17 protein-coding genes are annotated in these 20,835 nt (G+C 73.0%); 8 read left to right on the top strand and 9 right to left on the bottom strand.

Translation table 11 applies throughout. The features are described from left to right. Positions 1–218 precede the first annotated feature (218 nt). On the top strand, positions 219–2,447 hold the full coding sequence (locus IE108_RS06055) for an MMPL family transporter (RefSeq protein ID WP_064726472.1): 2,229 nt from the start codon (positions 219–221) through the stop codon (positions 2,445–2,447). Between the two features lie 112 nt (positions 2,448–2,559). Here the strand turns inward: IE108_RS06055 and IE108_RS06050 are convergent, their stop codons facing one another. Both IE108_RS06050 and IE108_RS06045 read right to left on the bottom strand, forming a co-directional pair. Then, complete coding sequence (locus IE108_RS06050) at positions 2,560–2,970, bottom strand: (R)-mandelonitrile lyase (protein WP_064726471.1); 411 nt, start codon at positions 2,968–2,970, stop codon at positions 2,560–2,562. Positions 2,971–2,996: 26 nt separating this feature from the next. Next, positions 2,997–4,013, bottom strand: coding sequence for a zinc-dependent alcohol dehydrogenase family protein (locus tag IE108_RS06045; RefSeq protein ID WP_064726470.1), 1,017 nt, complete (start codon positions 4,011–4,013; stop codon positions 2,997–2,999). A gap of 263 nt (positions 4,014–4,276) precedes the next feature. On the opposite strand from IE108_RS06045, the gene IE108_RS06040 reads away from it, so the two are divergent. Further along, on the top strand, positions 4,277–5,164 hold the full coding sequence (locus IE108_RS06040; RefSeq protein ID WP_064726469.1) for a helix-turn-helix transcriptional regulator: 888 nt from the start codon (positions 4,277–4,279) through the stop codon (positions 5,162–5,164). A 30-nt stretch (positions 5,165–5,194) separates the two neighbouring features. Here IE108_RS06040 and IE108_RS06035 read toward each other — a convergent pair whose 3' ends face one another. From IE108_RS06035 to IE108_RS06015, 5 genes are all read right to left on the bottom strand, one after another. Then, positions 5,195–5,674, bottom strand: coding sequence for a thioesterase family protein (locus IE108_RS06035; RefSeq protein ID WP_064726468.1), 480 nt, complete (start codon positions 5,672–5,674; stop codon positions 5,195–5,197). Then, complete coding sequence (locus IE108_RS06030) at positions 5,671–6,681, bottom strand: 3-hydroxyacyl-CoA dehydrogenase NAD-binding domain-containing protein (RefSeq protein ID WP_064726467.1); 1,011 nt, start codon at positions 6,679–6,681, stop codon at positions 5,671–5,673. The genes IE108_RS06035 and IE108_RS06030 overlap by 4 nt, the downstream gene beginning before the upstream one ends. 27 nt (positions 6,682–6,708) lie before the next feature. After that, on the bottom strand, positions 6,709–7,602 hold the full coding sequence (locus IE108_RS06025; RefSeq protein WP_064726466.1) for a beta-keto acid cleavage family enzyme: 894 nt from the start codon (positions 7,600–7,602) through the stop codon (positions 6,709–6,711). A gap of 48 nt (positions 7,603–7,650) precedes the next feature. Then, positions 7,651–8,508 carry a TetR/AcrR family transcriptional regulator gene (locus IE108_RS06020; RefSeq protein ID WP_064726465.1) on the bottom strand — a complete coding sequence of 286 codons (858 nt, stop codon included), beginning with the start codon at positions 8,506–8,508 and terminating at the stop codon, positions 7,651–7,653. Between the two features lie 96 nt (positions 8,509–8,604). Beyond that, positions 8,605–10,176, bottom strand: a complete 1,572-nt coding sequence (locus IE108_RS06015) for an extracellular catalytic domain type 1 short-chain-length polyhydroxyalkanoate depolymerase (protein WP_079163421.1) — start codon at positions 10,174–10,176, stop codon at positions 8,605–8,607. Positions 10,177–10,389: 213 nt separating this feature from the next. On the opposite strand from IE108_RS06015, the gene IE108_RS06010 reads away from it, so the two are divergent. Further along, on the top strand, positions 10,390–11,715 hold the full coding sequence (locus IE108_RS06010; protein ID WP_064731634.1) for a DUF1800 domain-containing protein: 1,326 nt from the start codon (positions 10,390–10,392) through the stop codon (positions 11,713–11,715). A 49-nt stretch (positions 11,716–11,764) separates the two neighbouring features. After that, positions 11,765–13,018, top strand: coding sequence for a DUF1501 domain-containing protein (locus tag IE108_RS06005; protein WP_064726464.1), 1,254 nt, complete (start codon positions 11,765–11,767; stop codon positions 13,016–13,018). 53 nt (positions 13,019–13,071) lie between these two features. On the opposite strand, the gene IE108_RS06000 is transcribed toward IE108_RS06005, so the two are convergent. Both IE108_RS06000 and IE108_RS05995 read right to left on the bottom strand, forming a co-directional pair. Beyond that, positions 13,072–14,454, bottom strand: a complete 1,383-nt coding sequence (locus tag IE108_RS06000; protein WP_229851673.1) for a sensor histidine kinase — start codon at positions 14,452–14,454, stop codon at positions 13,072–13,074. Between the two features lie 2 nt (positions 14,455–14,456). Then, complete coding sequence (locus IE108_RS05995; protein WP_064726462.1) at positions 14,457–15,158, bottom strand: response regulator transcription factor; 702 nt, start codon at positions 15,156–15,158, stop codon at positions 14,457–14,459. Positions 15,159–15,351: 193 nt separating this feature from the next. Between IE108_RS05995 and IE108_RS05990 the strand changes: the two genes are divergently transcribed. The 4 genes from IE108_RS05990 to IE108_RS05975 are packed head-to-tail and all read left to right on the top strand — an operon-like array spanning position 15,352 to position 20,813. Next, positions 15,352–16,656, top strand: coding sequence for an ABC transporter substrate-binding protein (locus IE108_RS05990; RefSeq protein ID WP_064726461.1), 1,305 nt, complete (start codon positions 15,352–15,354; stop codon positions 16,654–16,656). Positions 16,657–16,666: 10 nt separating this feature from the next. Further along, complete coding sequence (locus tag IE108_RS05985; RefSeq protein ID WP_064726460.1) at positions 16,667–17,623, top strand: carbohydrate ABC transporter permease; 957 nt, start codon at positions 16,667–16,669, stop codon at positions 17,621–17,623. After that, entirely contained in the window at positions 17,620–18,438 is an 819-nt protein-coding gene (locus tag IE108_RS05980) for a carbohydrate ABC transporter permease (RefSeq protein WP_064726459.1), read from the top strand. Before IE108_RS05985 ends, IE108_RS05980 begins: the two co-directional genes overlap by 4 nt. Beyond that, positions 18,435–20,813 (top strand): beta-xylosidase/alpha-l-arabinosidase, encoded by a 2,379-nt coding sequence (locus tag IE108_RS05975; RefSeq protein ID WP_107420060.1) that lies wholly within the window; start codon positions 18,435–18,437, stop codon positions 20,811–20,813. Before IE108_RS05980 ends, IE108_RS05975 begins: the two co-directional genes overlap by 4 nt. The last annotated feature ends 22 nt before the right edge of the window (positions 20,814–20,835 follow it).

The following is a 20,835-nucleotide window of genomic DNA, read 5'->3' as shown; positions in this document are numbered from 1 at the left end:
CCCGCTCCGTACGAGGGGCAGTCGCAGCCCATCACAGTCCTCCGCGCCCGCGCCTGTCGACCGAATTGGCCGCGGACGGAGGCGTCAGATTCGTTTAACAGTGTCAGGTAAATCTCGCACTGCCAAAGCCCCCCGTCGCCTGGATAGCTTCAGGGCCACACCCCCTCCACTCGCGCGGACCGCCCAGGGTCACGCCGTCGGAATGCAAGGAGAAGTGCGTGTTTGAACGCGTGGCCGAACTGGCGATACGCCGGTCCCGGCTGGTACTCGTCATCACGGCCGTGGCCGTGGTTCTCATGGGAGCCCTGGGCGCCGGCGCCTTCGGCAAGCTCCTCCCGGGTGGCTTCGACGACCCGTCCTCGCAGTCCAGCAGGGCCAAGGCGGTGATCAGCGACAAGTTCGGCGGGGAGACGAACCTGGTCCTCCTGATCAGCGCCCGCGAAGGCGGGGTCGACGCGGCGGCCGTCGAGCGACAGGGCGCGAAGCTGACCGCCGACCTCAAGAACGAGGCGACGGTCGCGAACGTCATCTCGTACTGGGACACGGGCAGTTCGGACCTCCGGTCCGAGAACGGCGACCAGGCGATGGTGCTCGCCCACGTGAAGGGCGGCGACACCGACGAGCGGGAGAACGCCAAGGCGATCATCGACGAGTACACCGGCGCCAAGGAGGCCGGCCTCACCGTCGAGGCCGGCGGCTCCGCGGCCGTCGGGGACGACATGGGGACCTTCTCCTCCGAGGACCTGGTCCTCGCCGAGGCGATCGCCCTGCCGCTGACCCTGCTGCTGCTCCTGTTCGTCTTCGGCAGCGTCGTCTCGGCGCTGCTGCCGCTGGCCATCGGACTCATCGCGATCGTGGGCACGTTCGCGGAACTCTTCCTCCTCGGCAGTGCCACCAGCATCTCCATCACCGCCACCAACCTGACCACCGCCCTCGGGCTCGGCCTCGGCATCGACTACGCGCTCCTGATGGTGAGCCGGTTCCGCGAACAGCTCGCCACGGGAGCGAGCGTGGACGACGCCGTCCGGCACACCGTGCACACCGCGGGACGCACGGTCGCCTTCTCGGCCGCCACGGTGGCGGTCGCGCTCGCCGCGCTCCTGGTGTTCCCGCAGTACTTCCTGCGCTCGTTCGGATACGCCGGTGTCGGGGTGGTCGCCATCGCCGCGATCAGCACCCTGGTCGTGATGCCGGCCCTGCTCAAGGTCCTCGGCCACCGGGTCAACAAGGGGCGGCTGCCGTGGGCGGGGCGTGCGCGTCGCGACGGCTCCCGGGAGCCCTTCTGGGGGCGGCTGGCCCGCACCGCCATGCGGCGCCCCGCGCTCACCGCGCTGCCGGTGCTCGCGGTGCTGCTGCTGGCGGCGAGCCCGCTGCTCGGCATCACCATCGGCATCGCCGACGAACGCTCCCTGCCGGAGGACGCCAAGAGCCGTCAGGTGTCCGCCCAGTTGGAGGAGAACTTCCACGGCAGCGAGGCGGCGGCCATCCACGTCGTCATGGACCGGGCCGTCGGCCGGGCGCCGCTGGCCACGTACGCGGGTGAACTCTCCCGGCTCGACGGCGTCGTACGCGTCGAGGCGTCCACCGGCACCTACACCGGCGGGCGGGCCGCCGCGCCCGGCCCGGGCAACGCCGCGCTCGGCCGCCCCGAGGCACAGCGGATCGACGTGGTGAGCGATCTGGCGCCCATGTCGGACGCGGCCCAGGAACTGGTCCGGGACGTAAGGGCGGTCGCGGGACCCGCGGGGGCCGAGCCTTTGACGGGCGGCCGGGACGCCGCGCTCGTGGACTCCAAGGACTCCATCACCGACCTGATCCCGCTCGCGGGCGGCCTGATCGCCCTCACGACGTTCCTCCTGCTGTTCCTCTTCACCGGCAGCGTCGTGCAGCCCCTGCGGGCCCTGGTGCTCAACATCGTCAGCCTCGGTGCGGCCCTCGGCGTCATGACGTGGATGTTCCAGGACGGCCACCTCTCGGGCCTGTTCGGCTTCACACCGCAGCCGATGGAGGTGTCCATGACCCTGCTGATGTTCTGCATCGCCTTCGGCCTCTCGATGGACTACGAGGTCTTCGTCACCAGCCGGATCAAGGAACTGCACGACGAGGGCGCCGGCAACGAGACCGCCGTCGTCCACGGCCTCGGGCACACCGGACGCATCGTCAGCGCCGCGGCCTGCCTCCTGGCGGTGAGCTTCTTCGCCTTCGGGACGGCCGGCATCAGCTACATGCAGATGTTCGGTCTGGGCAGCGGACTGGCGATCCTCATCGACGCCGTCGCCGTGCGGGGCGTGCTCGTGCCCGCCGCGATGCGCCTGCTCGGCCGCTCGGCCTGGTACGCGCCGCCGTTCCTGCGCAGGGTGCACGACCGCTTCGGCCTCAGCGAGGGCGGCCCGGCGCCGGCGCCCGCGACGGGCCGCACGTACGAGAAGGACCCCACGGGGGTCTGATCCCGGGATGCCCCTCCCAACGGGGAACGGCCCCGGCGGTGACCGTCGAGTCACCGCCGGGGCCGCGGCCTTGTCCGGGGCTCCGGCGGAGAAGGCAAGCGGACCGTCCTGCTCAGCCGGTGGACGGGGCCGCCGCGTACTCCTCGTCCGTGACGGGGGTCAGCCAGTAGACCACGTCGTGGTCGGCGTCCGCCTCGTTGATGGCCAGATGGACCATGAGGCGGTCGGGCGCTGCGCCGTGCCAGTGCTCCTCGTCGGCCTCGAACAGGACGCGGTCGCCCGGCCGGATGACCTCCACGGGGCCGCCGCGGCGCTGGCAGAGGCCGACCCCCTCGGTGACGAAGACGGTCTGGCCCAGCGGGTGGCGGTGCCAGTGGGTGCGTGCCCCGGGCATGAAGTGGACCAGGCCGGCGCTGACCCGGGAGGGGGCGGGCGCCGCGGCGACGGCGTCGATGTAGACGTCGCCGGTGAACCAGTCGGCGGGGCCCTTGGCGGTCTGGATCGAGCTTCGGGTGATCTGCACGGTCGCTCCGTTCGCGGTGGTGCTGGTCAGGGGGTGAGGAGGGTCTTGATCGCGCGGCGCTCGTCCATGGCGCGGTAGCCCTCGGCGACCTGGTCCAGGGGGAGGGTGAGGTCGAAGACGCGGCCCGGGTCGATCCGGCGCCGCAGGACGCGGTCGATCAGGTCGGGGAGGTAGCGGCGTACGGGGGCGGGGCCGCCGCGCAGGCCGACGTGGGAGAAGAACAGCTCCTGCCCGTCGATCGCCACGTCGTGCGGGACGCCGACGAAGCCGACGCTGCCGCCGGGCCTGGCCGAGTGCAGCGCCTGCCGCATGGCCTGTGCCGTGCCCACGCACTCCAGGACGGAGTCCGCGCCGATCCCGTTCGTCAGCTCCTTGATCCGGGCCACGCCCTCCTCGCCGCGCTCGGTGACGATGTCGGTGGCGCCGAATTCCCGGGCGAGCCGCTGCCTGGGCTCGTGGCGGGACATGGCGATGATCCGCTCCGCGCCCAGTTCCCTCGCCGCGATCACCGCGCACAGGCCGACCGCGCCGTCGCCGACGACCACCGCGGTCGAGCCGGGCCGCACCTCGGCGGCGTCCGCGGCCCACCAGCCGGTGCCCATCACGTCGGAGACGGCCAGCAGCCCCGGCCAGAACTCCTCACCCGGCACCTCGTCGGTGGCGACCAGGGTGCCCTGGGCGTTGGGGATGCGCACGTACTCGGCCTGGCAGGTGGACATGAACTCGCGGTTCAGGCAGCTCGACTGGAAGCCGTTCGCGCAGTTCGGGCAGGTGTTGTCCGAGGTGGCGAACGAGCCGACGACGAACTGGCCCGGACGGACCGAGGTGACCTCGGAGCCGACCTCCTCCACGAAGCCGACGTACTCGTGGCCCATGGGGTGCGGCTCGCCGATCGGCTCCGCGCCCCGGTAGGGCCACAGGTCGGAGCCGCAGACGCAGGTCACGGCCGTGCGGATGACGGCGTCGGTCGGCTGGAGGATCTTCGCGTCGGCCACGTTCTCGAAGCGGACGTCGCCGGGCGCGTGGATGACTGCTCCGCGCATGGGGGGTGGCTCCTTGCCTGGAGGGACGGCCGGTACCCGAACGGGTGTACCGGGCACCGCCGGGTGCGGTGCGGATCCGGGCGGGGCGGCGGGGACACCGCCCGGGGGCCCGGGCCGGGCGCTCCGTGCCGACCCGCTCCGGGCCGGGCACCGTGCGCCACGTCCTCCAGGTAACCCCCATTCCGCCCGGGCAGCGAGTCACTGGCGAGGGGTGTACCGCCAGTACATCCCTCCGGCGCGGTCCAGGTCGTACCGTCGAAGGCATGGACAACCGTGAGGAGGTCCGCGAGTTCCTGACCTCGCGGCGCGCGAAGATCACCCCCGAGCGGGCCGGTCTGCCGCCGGGCAGCAGGAGACGCGTGCCCGGACTGCGCCGCAGCGAGGTCGCGGCCCTGGCGGACATGAGCGTCGAGTACTACTCCAAGCTGGAGCGCGGCAGTCTCGCCGGCGTCTCCCCGCCGGTATTGGAGGCCGTCGCCCGCGCCCTCCAGCTCGACGACGCCGAGCGTGCCCACCTGCTGAACCTGGCCAGGGCCGCGGACGGCTCCGACGCGCTGACCCGGCCCCGCCGCCGTACCGCCAGGCCCTGGACACCGCACCGCAGCCTCCAGTGGACCCTGGACGCGATCACCGCCGGGCCCGCCTTCGTCCGCAACGGGCGCATGGACATGCTCGCCGCCAACCAGCTCGCCCGCGCCTTCTACAGCGACCTGCACGAGACGCCCGGCAACCGGATGAACCTGGCGCGCTTCCAGTTCCTCGACCCCGCCGCCCGGCGCTTCTACCCCGACTGGGACACCTTCTCCGACGTGGCGGTGGCCATCCTGCGCACCGAGGCGGGCCGCGACCCGTACGACAAGGACCTGCACGACCTGGTGGGCGAGCTGTCCACCCGCAGTGAGGAGTTCCGCGGCCGCTGGGGCGCGCACAACGTCCGCCGGCACGGCACCGGAACCAAGCGCTTCCACCACCCCGTCGTCGGGGACCTCACCCTCGCCTTCGAGGGGCTGGAGATGGCGGCCGCCCCCGGCCTCACGCTCACCGTCTACGCCGCCGAACCCGGCTCCGCCTCCGAGGAGGCGCTGCGGCTGCTCGCCTCCTGGAGCGTCACGGAGCCCGGGCCGCGGACCCGCCGGTCTCCGGCCGGCTGACGGCGGCCGGTCAGGGGGCACGGCCCCGTGTCAGGGCACCGCGGGGATCGCGCGGCCGGCCCAGTCCGGGACCGGTTCGGTCAGCTCCGCGAAGCGGTGCCGGACCGGTTCCGGGAACTCCGCGGCCCGCCCCGTCCGCTGGTCGACGTGGACCGCGAGCAGCTCGGTCGTCGCCACCGGCGCCGCGTCGGGCCCCGGCTCCGACCCCGGCCCGGACACCACGTACATCTCGTGCGTGAAACGCGCCTTGCGCGCCGCCACCCCCACCACACGGGTGCGGACGGCCAGCCGGGCCGCCTCGGACACCTCCCGGAGATACCGGACGTGGGACTCGACCGTGTAGAGGGAACAGCCCGTGGACTCGCGGTAGCCCGGGTCCAGGCCCGTCTCGATCATCAGGGCGTCCGTGGCGTGACCGAAGACCAGCACGTAGAAGGCCTCGCTCATGTGGCCGTTGTAGTCGACCCACTCCGGGCGGACCGTGCTGTGCAACGGCGGCAGGCCGGTCATCGGGTGCCCTCCCCGCCGTCCAGGCGGCCGGTGGCGCGCAGTACTTCGACGACGCCCCGGTCGCGTTCGGCCACCAGGTCGGCGATGGAGCGGCCGTCCGCCGCCTCGTCGCAGCCCGCCACCACCGCGTCGTACAACTCCTTGTCCAGCTCCGGCGCTTCGAGCCGTGTCCACGGCGACTTCAGGGAGGGCCCGAAGTGGTCCAGCATGTGTGCCATGCCGCCCTCGCCGCCCGCGAGGGCGAACGTCAGCATCGGGCCCATCACCGCCCAGCGCAGCCCGGGGCCCTCCGTGATCGACAGGTCGATGTCCCGGACCGTCGCCTCGCCGTTCGCGACCATGTGCAGCGCCTCCCGCCACAGGGCCTCCTGGAGGCGGTTCGCGATGAAGCCCGGTATCTCGTTGTCCATCGTGATGACGGACTTGCCGGCGGCCTCGTAGAAACGGGCGGCCCGGGCGACCGCGCCCGCGTCGGTGCGCTCGCCGCCCGCGACCTCGACCAGCGGGATGAGGTACGGCGGGTTGAAGGGGTGTCCGACCACCAGGCGCGAGGGGTCCGCGGCCGTGGTCTGCATCTCCGTCATCGGATAGCCGGAGGTGGACGACGCGATGACGACGCCGGGCGGGGTCGCCGCGTCCAGGCGGGCCAGCAGGTCACGCTTCAGGCCCAGGTTCTCGGGCGCGCTCTCTTGGACGAACTCGGCGTCGGAAACGGCCTGTTCGAGGGTCTCGGTGACCGTGAGCCGGTCCCTCGACGCTCCTTCGGCGAGCCCCAGGGAGGCGAGTGTGGGCCACGCCGCGTCCACCAGCCGCCGCAGCCGCCGCTCCGCGTCGGGCGCCGGGTCCCACGCGGTGACGTCGTAGCCGCGGGCCAGGAAGTGGGCGACCCAGCCGCCGCCGATGACTCCGGCGCCGACGCAGGCCACGCGGCGGACGCTCTCCGGCGGGACGAGACCCGGAGCGGGGGAGAGGGCTGTCGCGGCAGGGGTCTTCTCGGGTGAGGTCATGAGAGGGATCCTTCGTGTCGCGGCGGGCTACTTGCGCGGCTTGAGACCGAGGGTGGCGCGGGCCTCGTCGGGTGTCGCGACGCGGGCGCCGAGCGACTCGGTGATGGTCACGGCGCGCTCGACGAGCTGCGCGTTGGTCGCCTTGTTGCCCTTGCCGAGGTACAGGTTGTCCTCCAGGCCCACGCGGACGTGGCCGCCGAGCAGGATGGACTGCGCGACCCACGGCATCTGCATCCGGCCCAGCGCGAAGCTCGCCCAACGTGCCCCGTCCGGCAGCATGTTGACCATCGACTGGAGCACTCCGGGATCGGCCGGCGCGCCCCACGGGATGCCCATGCACAGCTGGAACACGGTCGGGTCGTCGAGCAGCCCCTCCGCGAGCAGCTGCTTGGCGAACCAGAGCTGGCCGGTGTCGAAGATCTCCAGTTCGGGCCGCACGCCCAGCTCCTGGATGCGCCGCGCGCCCGCCCGCAGCATGTCGGGCGTCGAGACGTAGAGGTTCGAGCCGTCGCCGAAGTTGAGCGACCCGCAGTCCAGCGTGCAGATGTCGGGAAGCAGGTCCTCGACGTGCGGGAGCCGCTCCAGCCCGCCGACCAGATCGGTGCCGGGGAGGTGGGTGAGGGGGTCGTCCGGGTCGACGACCAGGTCGCCGCCCATGCCCGCCGTGAGGTTGATGACGACGTCGGTGCCGGTCTCCTTCACGCGCTCGACGACCTCCCGGTACAGCTTCGGGTCGCGGGACGGTGCGCCGGTCCCGGGGTCGCGTACGTGGATGTGGACGACGGCCGCTCCGGCGCCGGCCGCCGCCACGGCGTCGCGGGCTATCTGCTCCGGGGTGACGGGGACGTGGGGGCTCTTGCGGACGGTGTCACCGGCGCCGGTGAGGGCGCAGGTGATGATGACGTTCTCGGTCACGGGCATGTGGGGGCCTCCCGGAATCGTGGGGTCGGGAACTGTCCGGCCGCGGGGCTACGCGGCCAGGATCGTGTGGGTGACGTGCGCGGTCAGCGCCGCGTGCATCGCGTCGGCGGCGGCGTCGGCCGGCGGGCCGCTCACCGAGAGGACGTGGGTCGCCAGGCCGTCGATGAGCGCGGTCAGGGTCAGGGCCGCGGCCCGCGGATCGACGTCGGCGCGGAACACGCCCTGGCCGACCCCCCGGCGTACGACGTCGGCGACCGTCTCCCGCCACTGCCGGTAGTACTCGGAGTGCAGCCGGCCCACGGCGGTGGAGCGCGCGGCCTCGGCCCACAGGTCGAGCCACACCGCCCACTGGCGGCGCTGCTGAGCGGTGCGCGGAGTCTGCAGCGCGATGAGCCTGCGCAGCTCCGCCGCCGCGTCGTCCGCCTCGGCGAGCCGGGCGGCGCGGTGTGCGGTGTCCTCGTCCATGCACCAGCGCACGGCCGCCTCCAGCAGCTCGGCGCGGCCCGGGAAGTGGTAGTGGATCGCGGCGCTGCTGGTGGCGCAGGCGCGGGCGATGTCCGCGACCCGCACCGCGTGGAAGCCGTGCTCCGCGATCAGCCGGACCGTCTCGCGGACGATCTGCAGCGGCCGTCCGCCCTCCGCGGCGGTCACGGGTGCCGCGGCCTTCTCGGCGGGCCGGGTGCCGAGCAGCCAGCCCGCGTCGACCCGGCCCTCGTCGGCGATCCGCGCCAGCTCGGCGGCCGTGAACCGGCGGGTGCCGCTCAGCGACCGCGAGAGCTTGGACGGATCCATGACGACACGGCGCGCGAACTCGCGCTGGCTGACGCCCGCGTCCGCGATGACCTCGCGGACGCGGGCGGCGGTGTCGGCGGCGGGAGCGCCTTCGTGCGCGTCGTCGGTTTCCACGGGGCACGACCCTAAGGGCGTGTTGCGGAAAACTCAACACTCGTCACCGGAATTCATTGGCGGGAAGGGGTGATGAGGTACTGACTTATGCGCCAGTCAGTGAAACGTGACCGTGAGCCTCGCCGCGGAGCCGGGACCGACGAAGACGTACGCAGTGGAGCCCGGGGCCTGGGTGAAGCGGAGCCTCAGCTGGGTGGTTCCGGCCCGGTCGACGGCCGCGAGACCCGCGCCGGAGAACTCGGCGGAGGAGACCGTGCCCGAGGAGAACCGGGGTACGGTCGCGACCGCGCTCGCGGTGGCCGGCGCCGACCAGTCCGCCGGCTCGATCGCGCACGCGCCGAAGCAGCCGCTCCGCGCGTCCACCGTCAGGGCGTTGCCGGCCGGGCTGCCCCAGGGGTTACCGCTGCCACTGGCGTGGGTGAGCGACAGCCGGACACTCTCGACGACCGCGTCGTCCGGGAGCGAGGAGGTGTCGAAGGAGAGCACTGCCCGGTTGTGCCTGCCGTCCGCGCCCCGGCCCACACCGAGGCCGTAGACGGACTCCAGGGTGCCGGTGGCCGCGCCGGAGCCGTCGGCGCCGGCCTTGACGTAGCCGTCGCGTGCGTCGTCGTTCGCCACGGTCACCGTCCTCGTCCCGGGCTCGGGATCCGGGTCGGTTCCCGCGTCGAGACCCCAGAACCGCGCGATGTGGTGCGCGGCACAGATGTTCACGTCGAGCACGTACGCCGCCGCCCGCCCGCACTGGCCACCGCCGGTGCCCGGGTCGACGGGCTGGCCGTGGCCCATCCCGGTGATCTCGAACGACTCGACGACCGGACGGCCCGCCGCGTCCTCGAACACCTGGTGCGGGTAGCCGCCGACGGTGTCCGAGGTCTCCGGCGTGGTGTCGGTGCCGTGGACGTCGGTCCACTGCTCGACGAGTTCCCGCCGGTTCAGCGGCGCCACCGTGGTGTCGGTGGAGCCCTGCCAGACGGAGAGGACCGGCCACGGTCCGCCGTGGGACGAGGCGCCGCGCACCAGGGCACCCCACTGCGCGGGCGTCCGGTCCGAGCCGGGGTTCATGCAGCCGAAAGCCTGCGTCAGACTCGTGGCACACCGCGCCGGCATCCCCGCGACCACCGCGCCGCCGTCGAACCGGTCGGGGTAGGCCGCCAGCATCGCGGACGTCATGGCACCGCCGGCCGACAGCCCGGTGACGAACGAACGGTCCGCCGCGACACCGGTGTCCGTGCGCATCCGGTCCATCATCTGGACGACGGAGAGGGCCTCTCCGGAGCCGCGTGAAGTGTCCCCGGACTCGAACCAGTTGAAGCACGAGTTGGCGTTGTTCGCGCTGCGCTGCTGGGGGAGCAGCAGCGCGAACCGCAGCCGGTCGGCCAGCTCCGTCCAGCCCGTCTCGTCGTCGTAGGCGGCCGCGTTCTGCGTGCACCCGTGCATCGCGACGACCAGCGGGCGGCCGGCCGGGAGCCCGTCGGGCACGTACCGGAACATCTGGAGGTTGCCGGGGTTGGAACCGAACCCCGTCACCTCCTGGAGGCCGGCGGCGCGGGCGGGCGCCGCGGGGACGGACAGGAACGCCGCCGCGGCGACCAGCACGGTCAGCAGCGCCGCCCAGACGCGGACACCGCCTCGCACCGCGGGCGCGGCTGATGGACGGGGGTAGGGCATCGCAACACTCCTACGGGGCAGGGGACTTGTGACGTGCGTCTCACCGGATGGCGGGACAGCTGGACACTAGGACCGTCCCTCCCGTGCGACGACCGGTTGGGGCCACATACGGAGTGAGCGCTTCCTGTGCCGGGTGCACATGGCTCCGGACTCCCACCGAATTCCCACCCGCGTCGCACGCGGGCATGACCGGCCGCAGGCACCGTGGGCGCCATGGCGACACTGGACGAGCGGGCACGGGTGCACCGCCTGCTGCAGCGCACCGGCTTCGGGAGCACCGGGCCGACCGGTTCGGCGGACGACGCCGCCGGCGAAGGGTGGGACCGGGCACTGGACCGGGTCCTCGACACCGACGACGACCCCGGCGCCCCGCCCCCGCCCGACCTCGGCCCGCTGCCCGAACGGGGCAAGGCGGGCGACGAGGCGGCCGACGGCGCGCGCCAGGCCTACCGGCGCGCGGTGCGCGAGCAGCGCGAGGAGCTGACCGTCTGGTGGCTGGACCGGATGGCCGCCACCGAACGCCCCTGGATCGAGAAGCGGACGCTGCTGTGGCACGACCACTGGGCCACCTCGGTCCAGAAGGTCAAGTCGGGTCGGGCGATGCTCGCGCAGAACCAGACGCTGCGCAGCCTCGGGGCGGGGGAGTTCCGGACCCTGGCGCGGGCCATGGTCCAGGACCCGGCGCTGATGCTCTGGCTCGACGCCTCCGGCAACACCGCCGAGGCACCCAACGAGAACCTCGCCCGCGAGCTGATGGAACTCTTCGTGCTCGGCGTCGGCCACTACGAGGAGGACGACGTACGGCAGGCCGCGGCCGCGCTCACCGGCTGGAGCGTGGACCGCCGCGGCGACGGAGAGTGGAAGGCGCGCTTCCGTCCCCAGCGGCACGCCGACGGCGCACAGACCGTGCTCGGCACGCGCACCGACTTCACCGCGACCTCGCTCGTGGACCACCTCGTGGCGCAGCCCGCCTGCCCGCGCCATGTCGCCTCCCGGCTGTGGGCACGCCTGGTCTCCGCCGAGAACGGCCCCTCGGACGCCAGCCTCGACCGGATCGCCGCGGCCGGGGACCTGACCGCCGTGGTGCGGGCGATCCTCACCGACCCGGCCTTCGCCGATCCCGCGAACGTGCTGGTCAAGCAGCCGGTCGAGTACGTCGTGGGCACCTTGCGCGCCCTCGGCATCCGCCCGGCGCGACTGGAGGGGAAGGCCCGCGGGCAACTCCTGCGGACCCTCGGCGGACTCGGCCAGACGCCCTTCGCCCCGCCCAGCGTCGGCGGCTGGCCGCACGGCGCCGCCTGGCTCACCACGGCCGCGGCCCGCGTCCGCATCGGCTTCGCCCAGCAGGCCGTACGCCAGGGGAACCTGGACGCGGTGCGGAGCGCGCCCGCGAAGGAACGCCCCGGGGAACTGGCGCGGCTGCTCGGGGTGCCCGCATGGAGCGAACGCACCGGTGCCGTCCTCGCCGACGCCGCGGGCGAGCCGGAGCGGGTCGCGGCCATCGCCGTGACGGCGCCCGAGTACCTCGTACAGCCGTGAACCCCGCCTCCCCGCCGAGCCGAACCGCACCCCTCGAAGGAGTACCCCGGTGGACACCTGGACCCGACGCAAGTTCCTGACCACGAGCGGGGTGACCGCCGGGGCCGCGCTGGCCGCGGGTGCCACGGCGTACACCGTCGACCGGCTGCTGGCCTCCGGCGCGGCCGAACCCCGGGCCCGGGACGCGAAGATCCTGGTGCTCGTCACGCTGTACGGCGGCAACGACGGCCTGAACACCGTCGTGCCGGCCTCGGACCCGGCCTACCACGACCTGCGGCCCGACCTCGCCTACGGTGAGGACGAAGTGCTGCCGCTGGGGGAGGGGTTGGGGCTCAACCCCGGCATGAAGGGCTTCAAGGGCCTCTGGGACGAAGGGCAACTGGCCGTCGTCCGCGGCGTGTCGTACCCCCGGCCCGACCACAGCCACTTCCGTTCCATGTCGATCTGGCAGACCGCCTCGCCCTCCGGTCCGGTGCCGACCGGCTGGCTCGGCCGCTGGCTGGACACGGCCGAGGACCACGACCCGTTGCGCGCCGTGTCCGTCGGCGCCACCCTGCCGCCGCTGCTGGCCGGGGAGCGGACGGCGGGGGCCGCGGTGCAACTGGGCGGCGCCCGGCTGACCGCGCCCTGGCAGCGGGTGTGCGGGGAACTGGCGCGGGCCCAGGACGGTGTGCACCCGCTCCAGGCGCGGGCCGCTGCCTCCCTGGGCGACCTGCGCACGGTGGTGGACCGCTTCGGGAACGAGGAGCGCGAGGAGGCGACCGGTGCCCCGCAGGACCCCGACGAGCCGCGCGACGGCGCCGAAGGGGAGGACGACGGCGGCGGCTCGGCCGGATCGCAGGGGCAGCTGGCCGCCCAGCTCGCCGTGGTGTCCGAGGCGATCCGCGCCGGCGTGCCGACCCGCGCGTACAGCGTGAGCCTCGGCGGCTTCGACACCCACGCCGCCGAGAAGACCACCCAGACGCGGCTGCTCGGACAGCTGGACGAGGCGGTCACCGGCTTCCTGCGGCAGGTGCGCGGAGAAAACGTGGTCGTCGCCGTCTACTCGGAGTTCGGGCGCCGTGCCCGCGCCAACGCCAACCAGGGCACCGACCACGGCACTTCGGGCCCCGTCCTGGTCCTCGGTGAACCGGTCCGCGGCGGCTTCCACGGCGACCAGCCCGGCCTCGACCACCTGCGGGACGACGACCTGGCCACGACCACGGACTTCCGGGACGTGTACGCGACGCTGCTGGAGCGGGTGCTGGACGCCGACCCGGGGCGCATCCTGGACGGCCACGACCGGACACTGGCGTTCCTCTAGCCCGGCCGGCCCCCGGTACTGCCGTCACCCCGGCCCCGACCCCGGTACCGCCGTCACCCCGACCCCGTCACCGGCAGCCGCACGCTCACCCGCGTCCCGCCCCCGGCCCCCGCCGCGACGTCCACCCGACCGCCGTGGGCGTCCACGACCGCCGCCACGATGGCGAGGCCGAGACCGCTGCCGTGGCCGCCGCGGGCGCGGTCGGCGCGGTAGAAGCGGTCGAAGACCCTGGGCAGTGACTCGGCCGGGATGCCGGGACCCTCGTCCACCACGGAGAGCCGCGCCCACCCGTCCGCCACCGCCACGGCCACCCGGGCGCGGGTGCCCTCGGGCGTGTGGGCGCGGACGTTGCCGAGCAGGTTGTCCACGACGCGGCGCAGCTGCTCCCCGTCCCCCTCGACCACCGCGGGCCCGCCGGTCTCCAGAGCCACGGGGTAGCGGGGGTCCGCCGCGCGCGCCGCGCCGGCCGACGCCTGCGCGACCTTCGCCAGATCGACGGGGACGCGTTCGGGCGCCCGCACCGTGTCGAGGCGGGCCAGCAGGAGCAGGTCGTCCACCAGGCGGCGCATCCGCAACGCCTCGTCGGTGATGCCGTTCATGGCCCGGCCGAGGTGCGCCGGATCGCCGAGCGCCCCCTGGGCGTGCAGGTCGGCGTAGCCGAGGATCGCCGTCACCGGTGTGCGCAGTTCGTGCGAGGCGTCGGCGACGAACTGCCGCAGCCGGGCCTGGGTCGACTCCTGCCCGTCCAGCATGGTGTTGAGCGCCAGCCCGAGCCTGCCCACCTCGCTGTCCTCGTCCGCCGGTGCGACGCGGAGCCCGCCCCGCCCGGCCGCGATCGCGTCGGCGTCCCGCGCCATCGACTCCAGGGGCCGCAGCCCGCGCCGCAGCAGCCACAGCCCGGACACCGCGAGCAGTACCAGCGCCCCGGCGGTCGCGGCGCCCTCCACCAGCAGGAGCCGGTGCAGCGTGCCGTCGACCGAGGACAGCGGCACCGCCGTCACCAGGGTGCCGCGACGGTCGGGAAGCGCCCGGGTCAGGAGCCGGTAGCCGGGTCCTTCACCGTCCTCGGCGGGCACGGTGACCGGGGTACCCGCCGCGTCGGCGCTCGTCCGGGGCACCCGGGGCGGCGCGGCGCCGGGATCGCGCAGACCGGGGGCGAGCGGAGTGACCTCGCCGCCCGGGCGCCGGATCTCGATGAAGTACTCGGAGACGCCGAGCATCCTGGCGTCCGCCGCTAGGCCCCGCGCGGGCGGCCTTCCGTTGCGGATCTGCTGGACCACCTGGGTCTGCACCCCGCGCAGCGAGGTGTCCGCGCGGTCGAGGAGGTCGGCGCGCAGCGACACGAACACGACGGTGTCCAGGGCGAGCAGGACCACCGCGGCCAGTGCGAGGACCGCGAGCAGCAACCGCCCCCGCAGGGACCGGACCACGGCCACGCTCACTCCTGGGGGGCGCGGAGCACGTAGCCGATGCCGCGGCGGGTGTGGATCAGCGGCGGCCCGTGCGCGTCGAGCTTCCTGCGCAGATACGAGATGTACGACTTCAGGACGGCGGTGTCCCCGGCGCCGTGGTCCCAGACGTGGTCGAGCAGTTGCTCGTGGGTGAGGACCCGGCCCGCGTTGGCGAGCAGGTGGTGCAGCAGCCGGTACTCCGTCGGCGACAGCTCCACCGGGCGCCCCTCGCGGCGCACCTCGTAGGCCACCGTGTCGAGTTCCAGGTCCGCGCACCGCAGCACGGCGCGGTCCGTGCCGCCGCCCGGACCCTCGACGCGGCGCAGTACCGCCCGGACCCGGGCGGCGACCTCCGCGAGCCGGAACGGCTTGGTGATGTAGTCGTCGGCACCCAGGTCGAGACCGACGACCACGTCCTCGCCGCTCTCACGCGCCGTCAGGAACACCACCGGCACCCGGGCTCCGCCCGCCGCGAGCCTCCGCACCACCTCGAAGCCGTCGAGGTCGGGCAGCATCACGTCGAGCAGCACCAGGTCGGGCCTGCGTTCGCGCACCCTGGCCAGTGCCTCGCGGCCGTTCGTCGCCTCGGCCACGTCGTAGCCGAGGAAGCGCAGTGAGGTCGCCAGCACGTCGACGATCGCGGGTTCGTCGTCGACCACCAGCAGATGCCTGCCGTCACCTTCGCCCATCCGCCCATCCTGCCAGGCCTCGCTGTGCGCCGTACGGCGCCCGGTGCGGACGTGCACTTCGAAACTGTCGGAGGTCGTTCGGTAACGAATCGAGTCCGCGTGTGCACGGCCATTGACCGGAATTCCCGACTGACTTTACTGTCCGACACCATGAGCTTTCGGTGACGATGCCGAAACTTTCGAAAGGCAGACGATGACAACACGTGCGCGCTTGCCCAGACTCGTCGCCGCCGGCGCGACGCTCGCCCTGGTGACGGGCCTGTCGGCCTGCGGCGAGGGGAACGGTGGAGGGTCGTCCGACGACGGCAGGATCCACGTCCTGGTCTACGGGGACGCCGCCAACAAGGTCGAGCAGCAGATCGTCGACACCTTCAACGAGAAGTCCGACGTGAAGGCGGTCCTCGACACCATCCCCGGCGCCGACTACCAGAAGAAGCTCCAGACGATCATCAGCACGCCGCAGGCCCCGGACGTGTTCTTCAACTGGGGCGGCGGCAGCATCAAACCGTTCGTCGAGGCCGGCCTGCTGCTGCCGCTCGACGGCTTCATCGAGAAGAACCCGGACCTGGAGAAGAAGTTCCTGCCGTCCGTCTTCGAGAGCGCCGTCGTCGACGGCAAGCCCTACGGCGTCCCCATGCGCGGCACCCAGCCGGTCCTCCTCTTCCACAACAAGAAGGTCCTCGCCGACGCGGGCGTCGAGCCGCCGAAGACCTGGGACGAGCTGCTGGGCGCGGTGGAGAAGCTCAAGGACGAGGGGGTGACGCCGATCGCGCTCGGCGGCGGCGACGTGTGGCCGACCCAGATGTGGTTCCAGTACCTCTACGACCGCATCGCCGGACCGGAGTTGTTCGCCAAGGCCGTCGCCGGCGACAAGAGCGCCTGGGAGAGCGAGGACAGCAGGAAGGCCCTCGGCATGATCGAGGACCTGGTCGGCACCGGCGCCTTCGGCAAGAACTACGACTCCGTCAAGTACACCAACGGCGGCTCCGTCCAGCTGGTGGCCTCGGGCAGGGCCGGCTTCGAGCTGATGGGTTCCTGGTACTACTCCCAGCAGCTCACGGACCAGCCGGAGTTCGCCGAGAAGGACCTCGGCTACACCGCGTTCCCGACCGTGGCGGGCGGCAAGGGCGACCCCGCCGACGTCGCGGGCAACACCAACAACTACTACTCGGTGCTGAAGAAGACCAAGCACCCCGAGGCCGTCGCCGAGTTCCTGAAGCTCATGTACTCCGACGAGTTCGTCAAGGCGCAGCTGGACATCGGCAACCTGCCGACCACCACCGGCACCGACGAGTTCATCGACGGCTCCGGCACCCCCGAGTACTCGCGCTTCCAGTACGAACTCGTCGCCGAGGCACCGTCGTTCCAGCTGTCCTGGGACCAGGCCTACCCGCAGAAGGCCAGCTCCGACATGCACAAGGCCATCCAGCAGTTCTTCAACGGACAGCTCGACGCGGACGGCTTCATCAAGGCCATGCAGGCCCTCCCGACGGACTGACGAACGGCTCATGACCACACAGACCACCAGCGCCCGGCCCGCCGCCGGACCCCGAGAGGGAGCCCCGCGGCGGATGCCCGCGCCGTCCACGTCGAAGGTGGGCCGCCCCGGCTTCGTCTGGGCCCTGCCCGCCGCGGTGTTCTTCACCCTCTTCGCGATCGTGCCGCTGATCATGGTGGCGGTGCTGTCCTTCATGAGCTGGGACGGGATCAGCCCGCCCGAGTTCGTCGGCACCGACAACTGGTCCCGCCTGGCCGACGACCCGGTCATGCTCCAGAGCGTCTGGCTGACGCTGCTGCTGACCGCCCTCGGCGTCGTGCTCCAGACCCCGCTGAGCATCCTGCTCGGCGTCTGGGCCGCCGGGTACCAGCGCAACCGCGCCGTCCTGTCGGTCGTCTACTTCGTCCCGCTGCTGCTGTCCGCCACCGCCGTCTCCGTGCTCTGGCGGGCGCTGCTCGACCCCAACTTCGGCATCCCCGCCTCCGCCACCTGGCTGTTCGGCGACGGCAACCTCTTCGGTGAACAGGCCACCGCCATCGGCGTCCTCGCCTTCGTCAGCACCTGGCAGTTCACCCCGTTCCACACCCTGATCTACCAGGGCGCCGCCCGCGCCGTCCCGCCGGTGCTGTACCAGGCGGCGGAGATCGACGGCGCCGGCCGCTACCGGCAGTTCTTCCACATCACCCTGCCGCAGCTGCGCACCTCGATGATCACGTCCATGATCCTGATGACCGTCGGCGGCCTCACCACCTTCGAGACGGTCCTCATCCTCACCCAGGGCGGCCCCGGCACCGACACCACCATCAGCGCCTACTACATGTACGACAAGGCCTTCAAGAGCTTCGACTACGGCACCGGATCCGCCATCGCCCTGGCCCTGGTCGTCGCGGCCACGGTCGTCTCGCTCGTCGTCGTCCGGCTCTCCGGCTACGACAGGATGCGCGGTTCCACGGAGGGTGTGTCATGAGGCGCCGACCCAACTACGCCGCCGGCGCGGGCTCGTTCGTCTGGCTCCTGCTGGTCGGCCTGCCGCTGTACGTGCTCCTCGCCGCGACCCTGCGGACCCGCCAGGACTACGCCGAGAACGGCCCGGTCTCGATACCCGACAGCTTCACCCTGGACAACTACACCGGCGCCTTCGACTCCGGCTTCGGCCGGTACTTCCTCAACACCCTCCTCGTCACGGCCTGCGTGATCGGCCTCGTCCTGCTGCTGGTCCCGCCCCTCGCCTACGCCATCGTGCGCAGCCGCGGCCGGGCCACCTCGGCGGTCTTCCGGCTCTTCCTCCTCGGCCTCGCCATCCCCGCCCAGGCGGTGATCGTGCCGATGTTCTACCTGATCAGCGAGGCGGGGCTGTACGACAACCTGCTCGGCGTCATCCTGCCCACGACCGCGTTCTGCCTGCCGATGTCGGCGCTGATCCTCAGCGGCGCGATGCGGGACATCTCCCCGGAGCTGTTCGAGGCCATGGCCGTCGACGGCGCCACCCCGCGGCGGATGTTCTTCCAGCTCGTGGTGCCGCTCTCGCGCGGCGGACTCTCCACGATCGTCGTGTTCTCCGCGCTCCAGGCGTGGAACGGCTTCCTGTTCCCGCTCGTCCTCACCCAGTCCGAGGCCACCAAGGTCGTCACCCTCGGCCTCTACAACTTCCAGACCGAACACGGCATCGACATCCCCGGCCTGCTGGGAGCCGTGGTCCTGTCCATGGTGCCCGTCCTGCTCGTCTACCTGTTCGCCCGTCGCGCCCTGGTCCAGGGTCTGATGGGCGTCGGAGGAAAGTGACCCACAACGTGGCGGTTGAGACCACCCCCGAAATCCCCCTCTGGAACGACCCCGCCCTCTCCGTCCCCACCAGGGTGACCGCGCTCATCGAGGCGATGACACCCGAGGAGAAGATCGCCCAGCTGTACGGCGTCTGGGTCGGCGCGTCCGACGAGGGCGGAGACGTGGCCCCCCATCAGCACGACATGGAGGAGCCCGTCGACCTCGACACCCTCCTGCCCACCGGACTCGGCCAGCTGACCCGGCCGTTCGGCACCGCGCCCGTCGACCCGGCGACCGGCGCGCTGTCGCTGCTGCGCACCCAGGCCCGCATCGCCTCGGCGAACCGCTTCGGCATCCCCGCCGTCGCGCACGAGGAGTGCCTGGCCGGTTTCGCCGCCTGGGGCGCGACGGCCTACCCGGTACCCCTGTCCTGGGGCGCCACCTTCGACCCGGCCCTGGTGCACCGCATGGCGGCCGCCATCGGCCGCGACATGCGGTCCGTAGGCGTCCACCAGGGCCTCGCCCCCGTCCTGGACGTGGTGCGCGACGCCCGCTGGGGCCGCGTCGAGGAGACCATCGGCGAGGACCCCTACCTCGTCGGCACCATCGGCACCGCCTACGTGCGCGGCCTGGAGGGCGCCGGAGTCGTCGCCACCCTCAAGCACTTCGCCGGCTACTCGGCCTCCCGCGCCGGACGCAACCTCGCACCCTCCCCGATGGGCCCGCGCGAGCGCGCCGACGTCCTGCTTCCGCCCTTCGAGATGGCGGTCCGCGAGGGCGGCGCCCGGTCCGTGATGCACGCCTACACCGACACCGACGGCCTGCCCGCGGCGGCCGACGAGGACCTGCTCACCGGACTGCTCCGGGACACCTGGGGGTTCGAGGGCACCGTCGTCGCCGACTACTTCGGCATCGCCTTCCTCAAGACCCTGCACGGCATCGCCGCCGACTGGGCGGACGCCGCGGGAGCCGCCCTGCGCGCGGGCGTCGACGTCGAACTCCCCACCGTGAAAACGTTCGGCGCGCCCCTGACGGAGGCGGTCGCGGCCGGCCGGATCCCGGAGAAGGTCATCGACCGCGCCCTGCGCCGGGTGCTGACCCAGAAGGCGCTGCTCGGCCTGCTCGACGCGGACTGGTCCCCGGTGCCCGCCGCGCTCGACGGCGCCGACCTCGACGACCCGGAGGCCCTGCGCGGCCGGATCGACCTGGACGGGCCCGGGAACCGCGCACTGGCCCGCACCGTCGCCGAGGAGGCGATCGTGCTGCTGAGCAACGACGGCACCCTGCCGCTCGGCCGGCCCCGCCGTATCGCCCTCGTCGGACCCAACGCCGACGAACCCACCGCCGTACTCGGCTGCTACTCCTTCCCCCAGCACATCGGCGTCCACCACCCCGCCACCCCCGTCGGCATCGAACTGCCCACCCTGCGCGCCGCGCTGGCCGCCGAGTTCCCCGGCACCGAGTTCACGGTGGCGCGCGGCACGGGCGTCGACGACGCGGACGTCTCCGGCATCCCCGACGCGGTCCGCGCGGCACGGGAGGCGGACGTCGTCGTCGCCGTCCTCGGCGACCGCGCCGGCCTGTTCGGGCGCGGCACCAGCGGGGAGGGCTGCGACGTCGAGTCGCTCGACCTGCCCGGCGCCCAGCGGCACCTGCTCGACGCGCTCCTCGACACCGGCACACCGGTCGTGACGGTGCTGCTCGCCGGCCGGCCCTACGCGCTCGGCCGGGCCGTGACCGAGTCCGCCGCGATCGTCCAGTCCTTCTTCCCCGGCGAGGAGGGGACGGCCGCCCTGGCCGGCGTGCTCGGCGGACGCACCGCTCCCAGCGGCCGGCTTCCGGTCAGCGTCCCCCGCGCGGCCGGGGCCCAGCCGACCACCTACCTGGGCGCACGCCTGGCCCACGCCAGCGAGGTGTCCAGCATCGACCCGACCCCGGCCTTCGGCTTCGGGCACGGGCTGACGTACACCACGTTCGCCTGGAGCGACCTCACCGTGGACGCGGAGCGGGCGCCCACCGACGGCGAGTTCTCGCTGGCGCTGACCGTCCGCAACACCGGCGCACGGCACGGCACCGAGGTCGTCCAGCTCTACCTGCACGACCCGGTGGCCTCCGTCGTCCAGCCGGTGCAGCGCCTCGTCGGCTACACCCGGGTACCGCTGGCCCCCGGCGAGGCCCGCAGGGTGCGCGTGGCGGTCCCGGCCGACCTGGCCTCCTTCACGGGCCGCGAGGGCCACCGCGTCGTCGAACCCGGCACCCTGGAACTGCGGTTCGCCGCCTCCAGCACCGCACCACCGCTGACCGCGACCGTCACCCTCACCGGCGCGGAACGCCGCGTCGACCACACGCGGCGGCTGCACGCGGTGTTCGAGCAGGAACCGGCGGGCGTCTGAGGGGGCCCTCGACGGTCCCGCG

Source organism: Streptomyces parvulus, assembly GCF_014648855.1.
In the GTDB taxonomy this organism is placed as follows: domain Bacteria; phylum Actinomycetota; class Actinomycetes; order Streptomycetales; family Streptomycetaceae; genus Streptomyces; species Streptomyces parvulus.
This window is presented reverse-complemented; position numbering and strand designations above follow the sequence as displayed.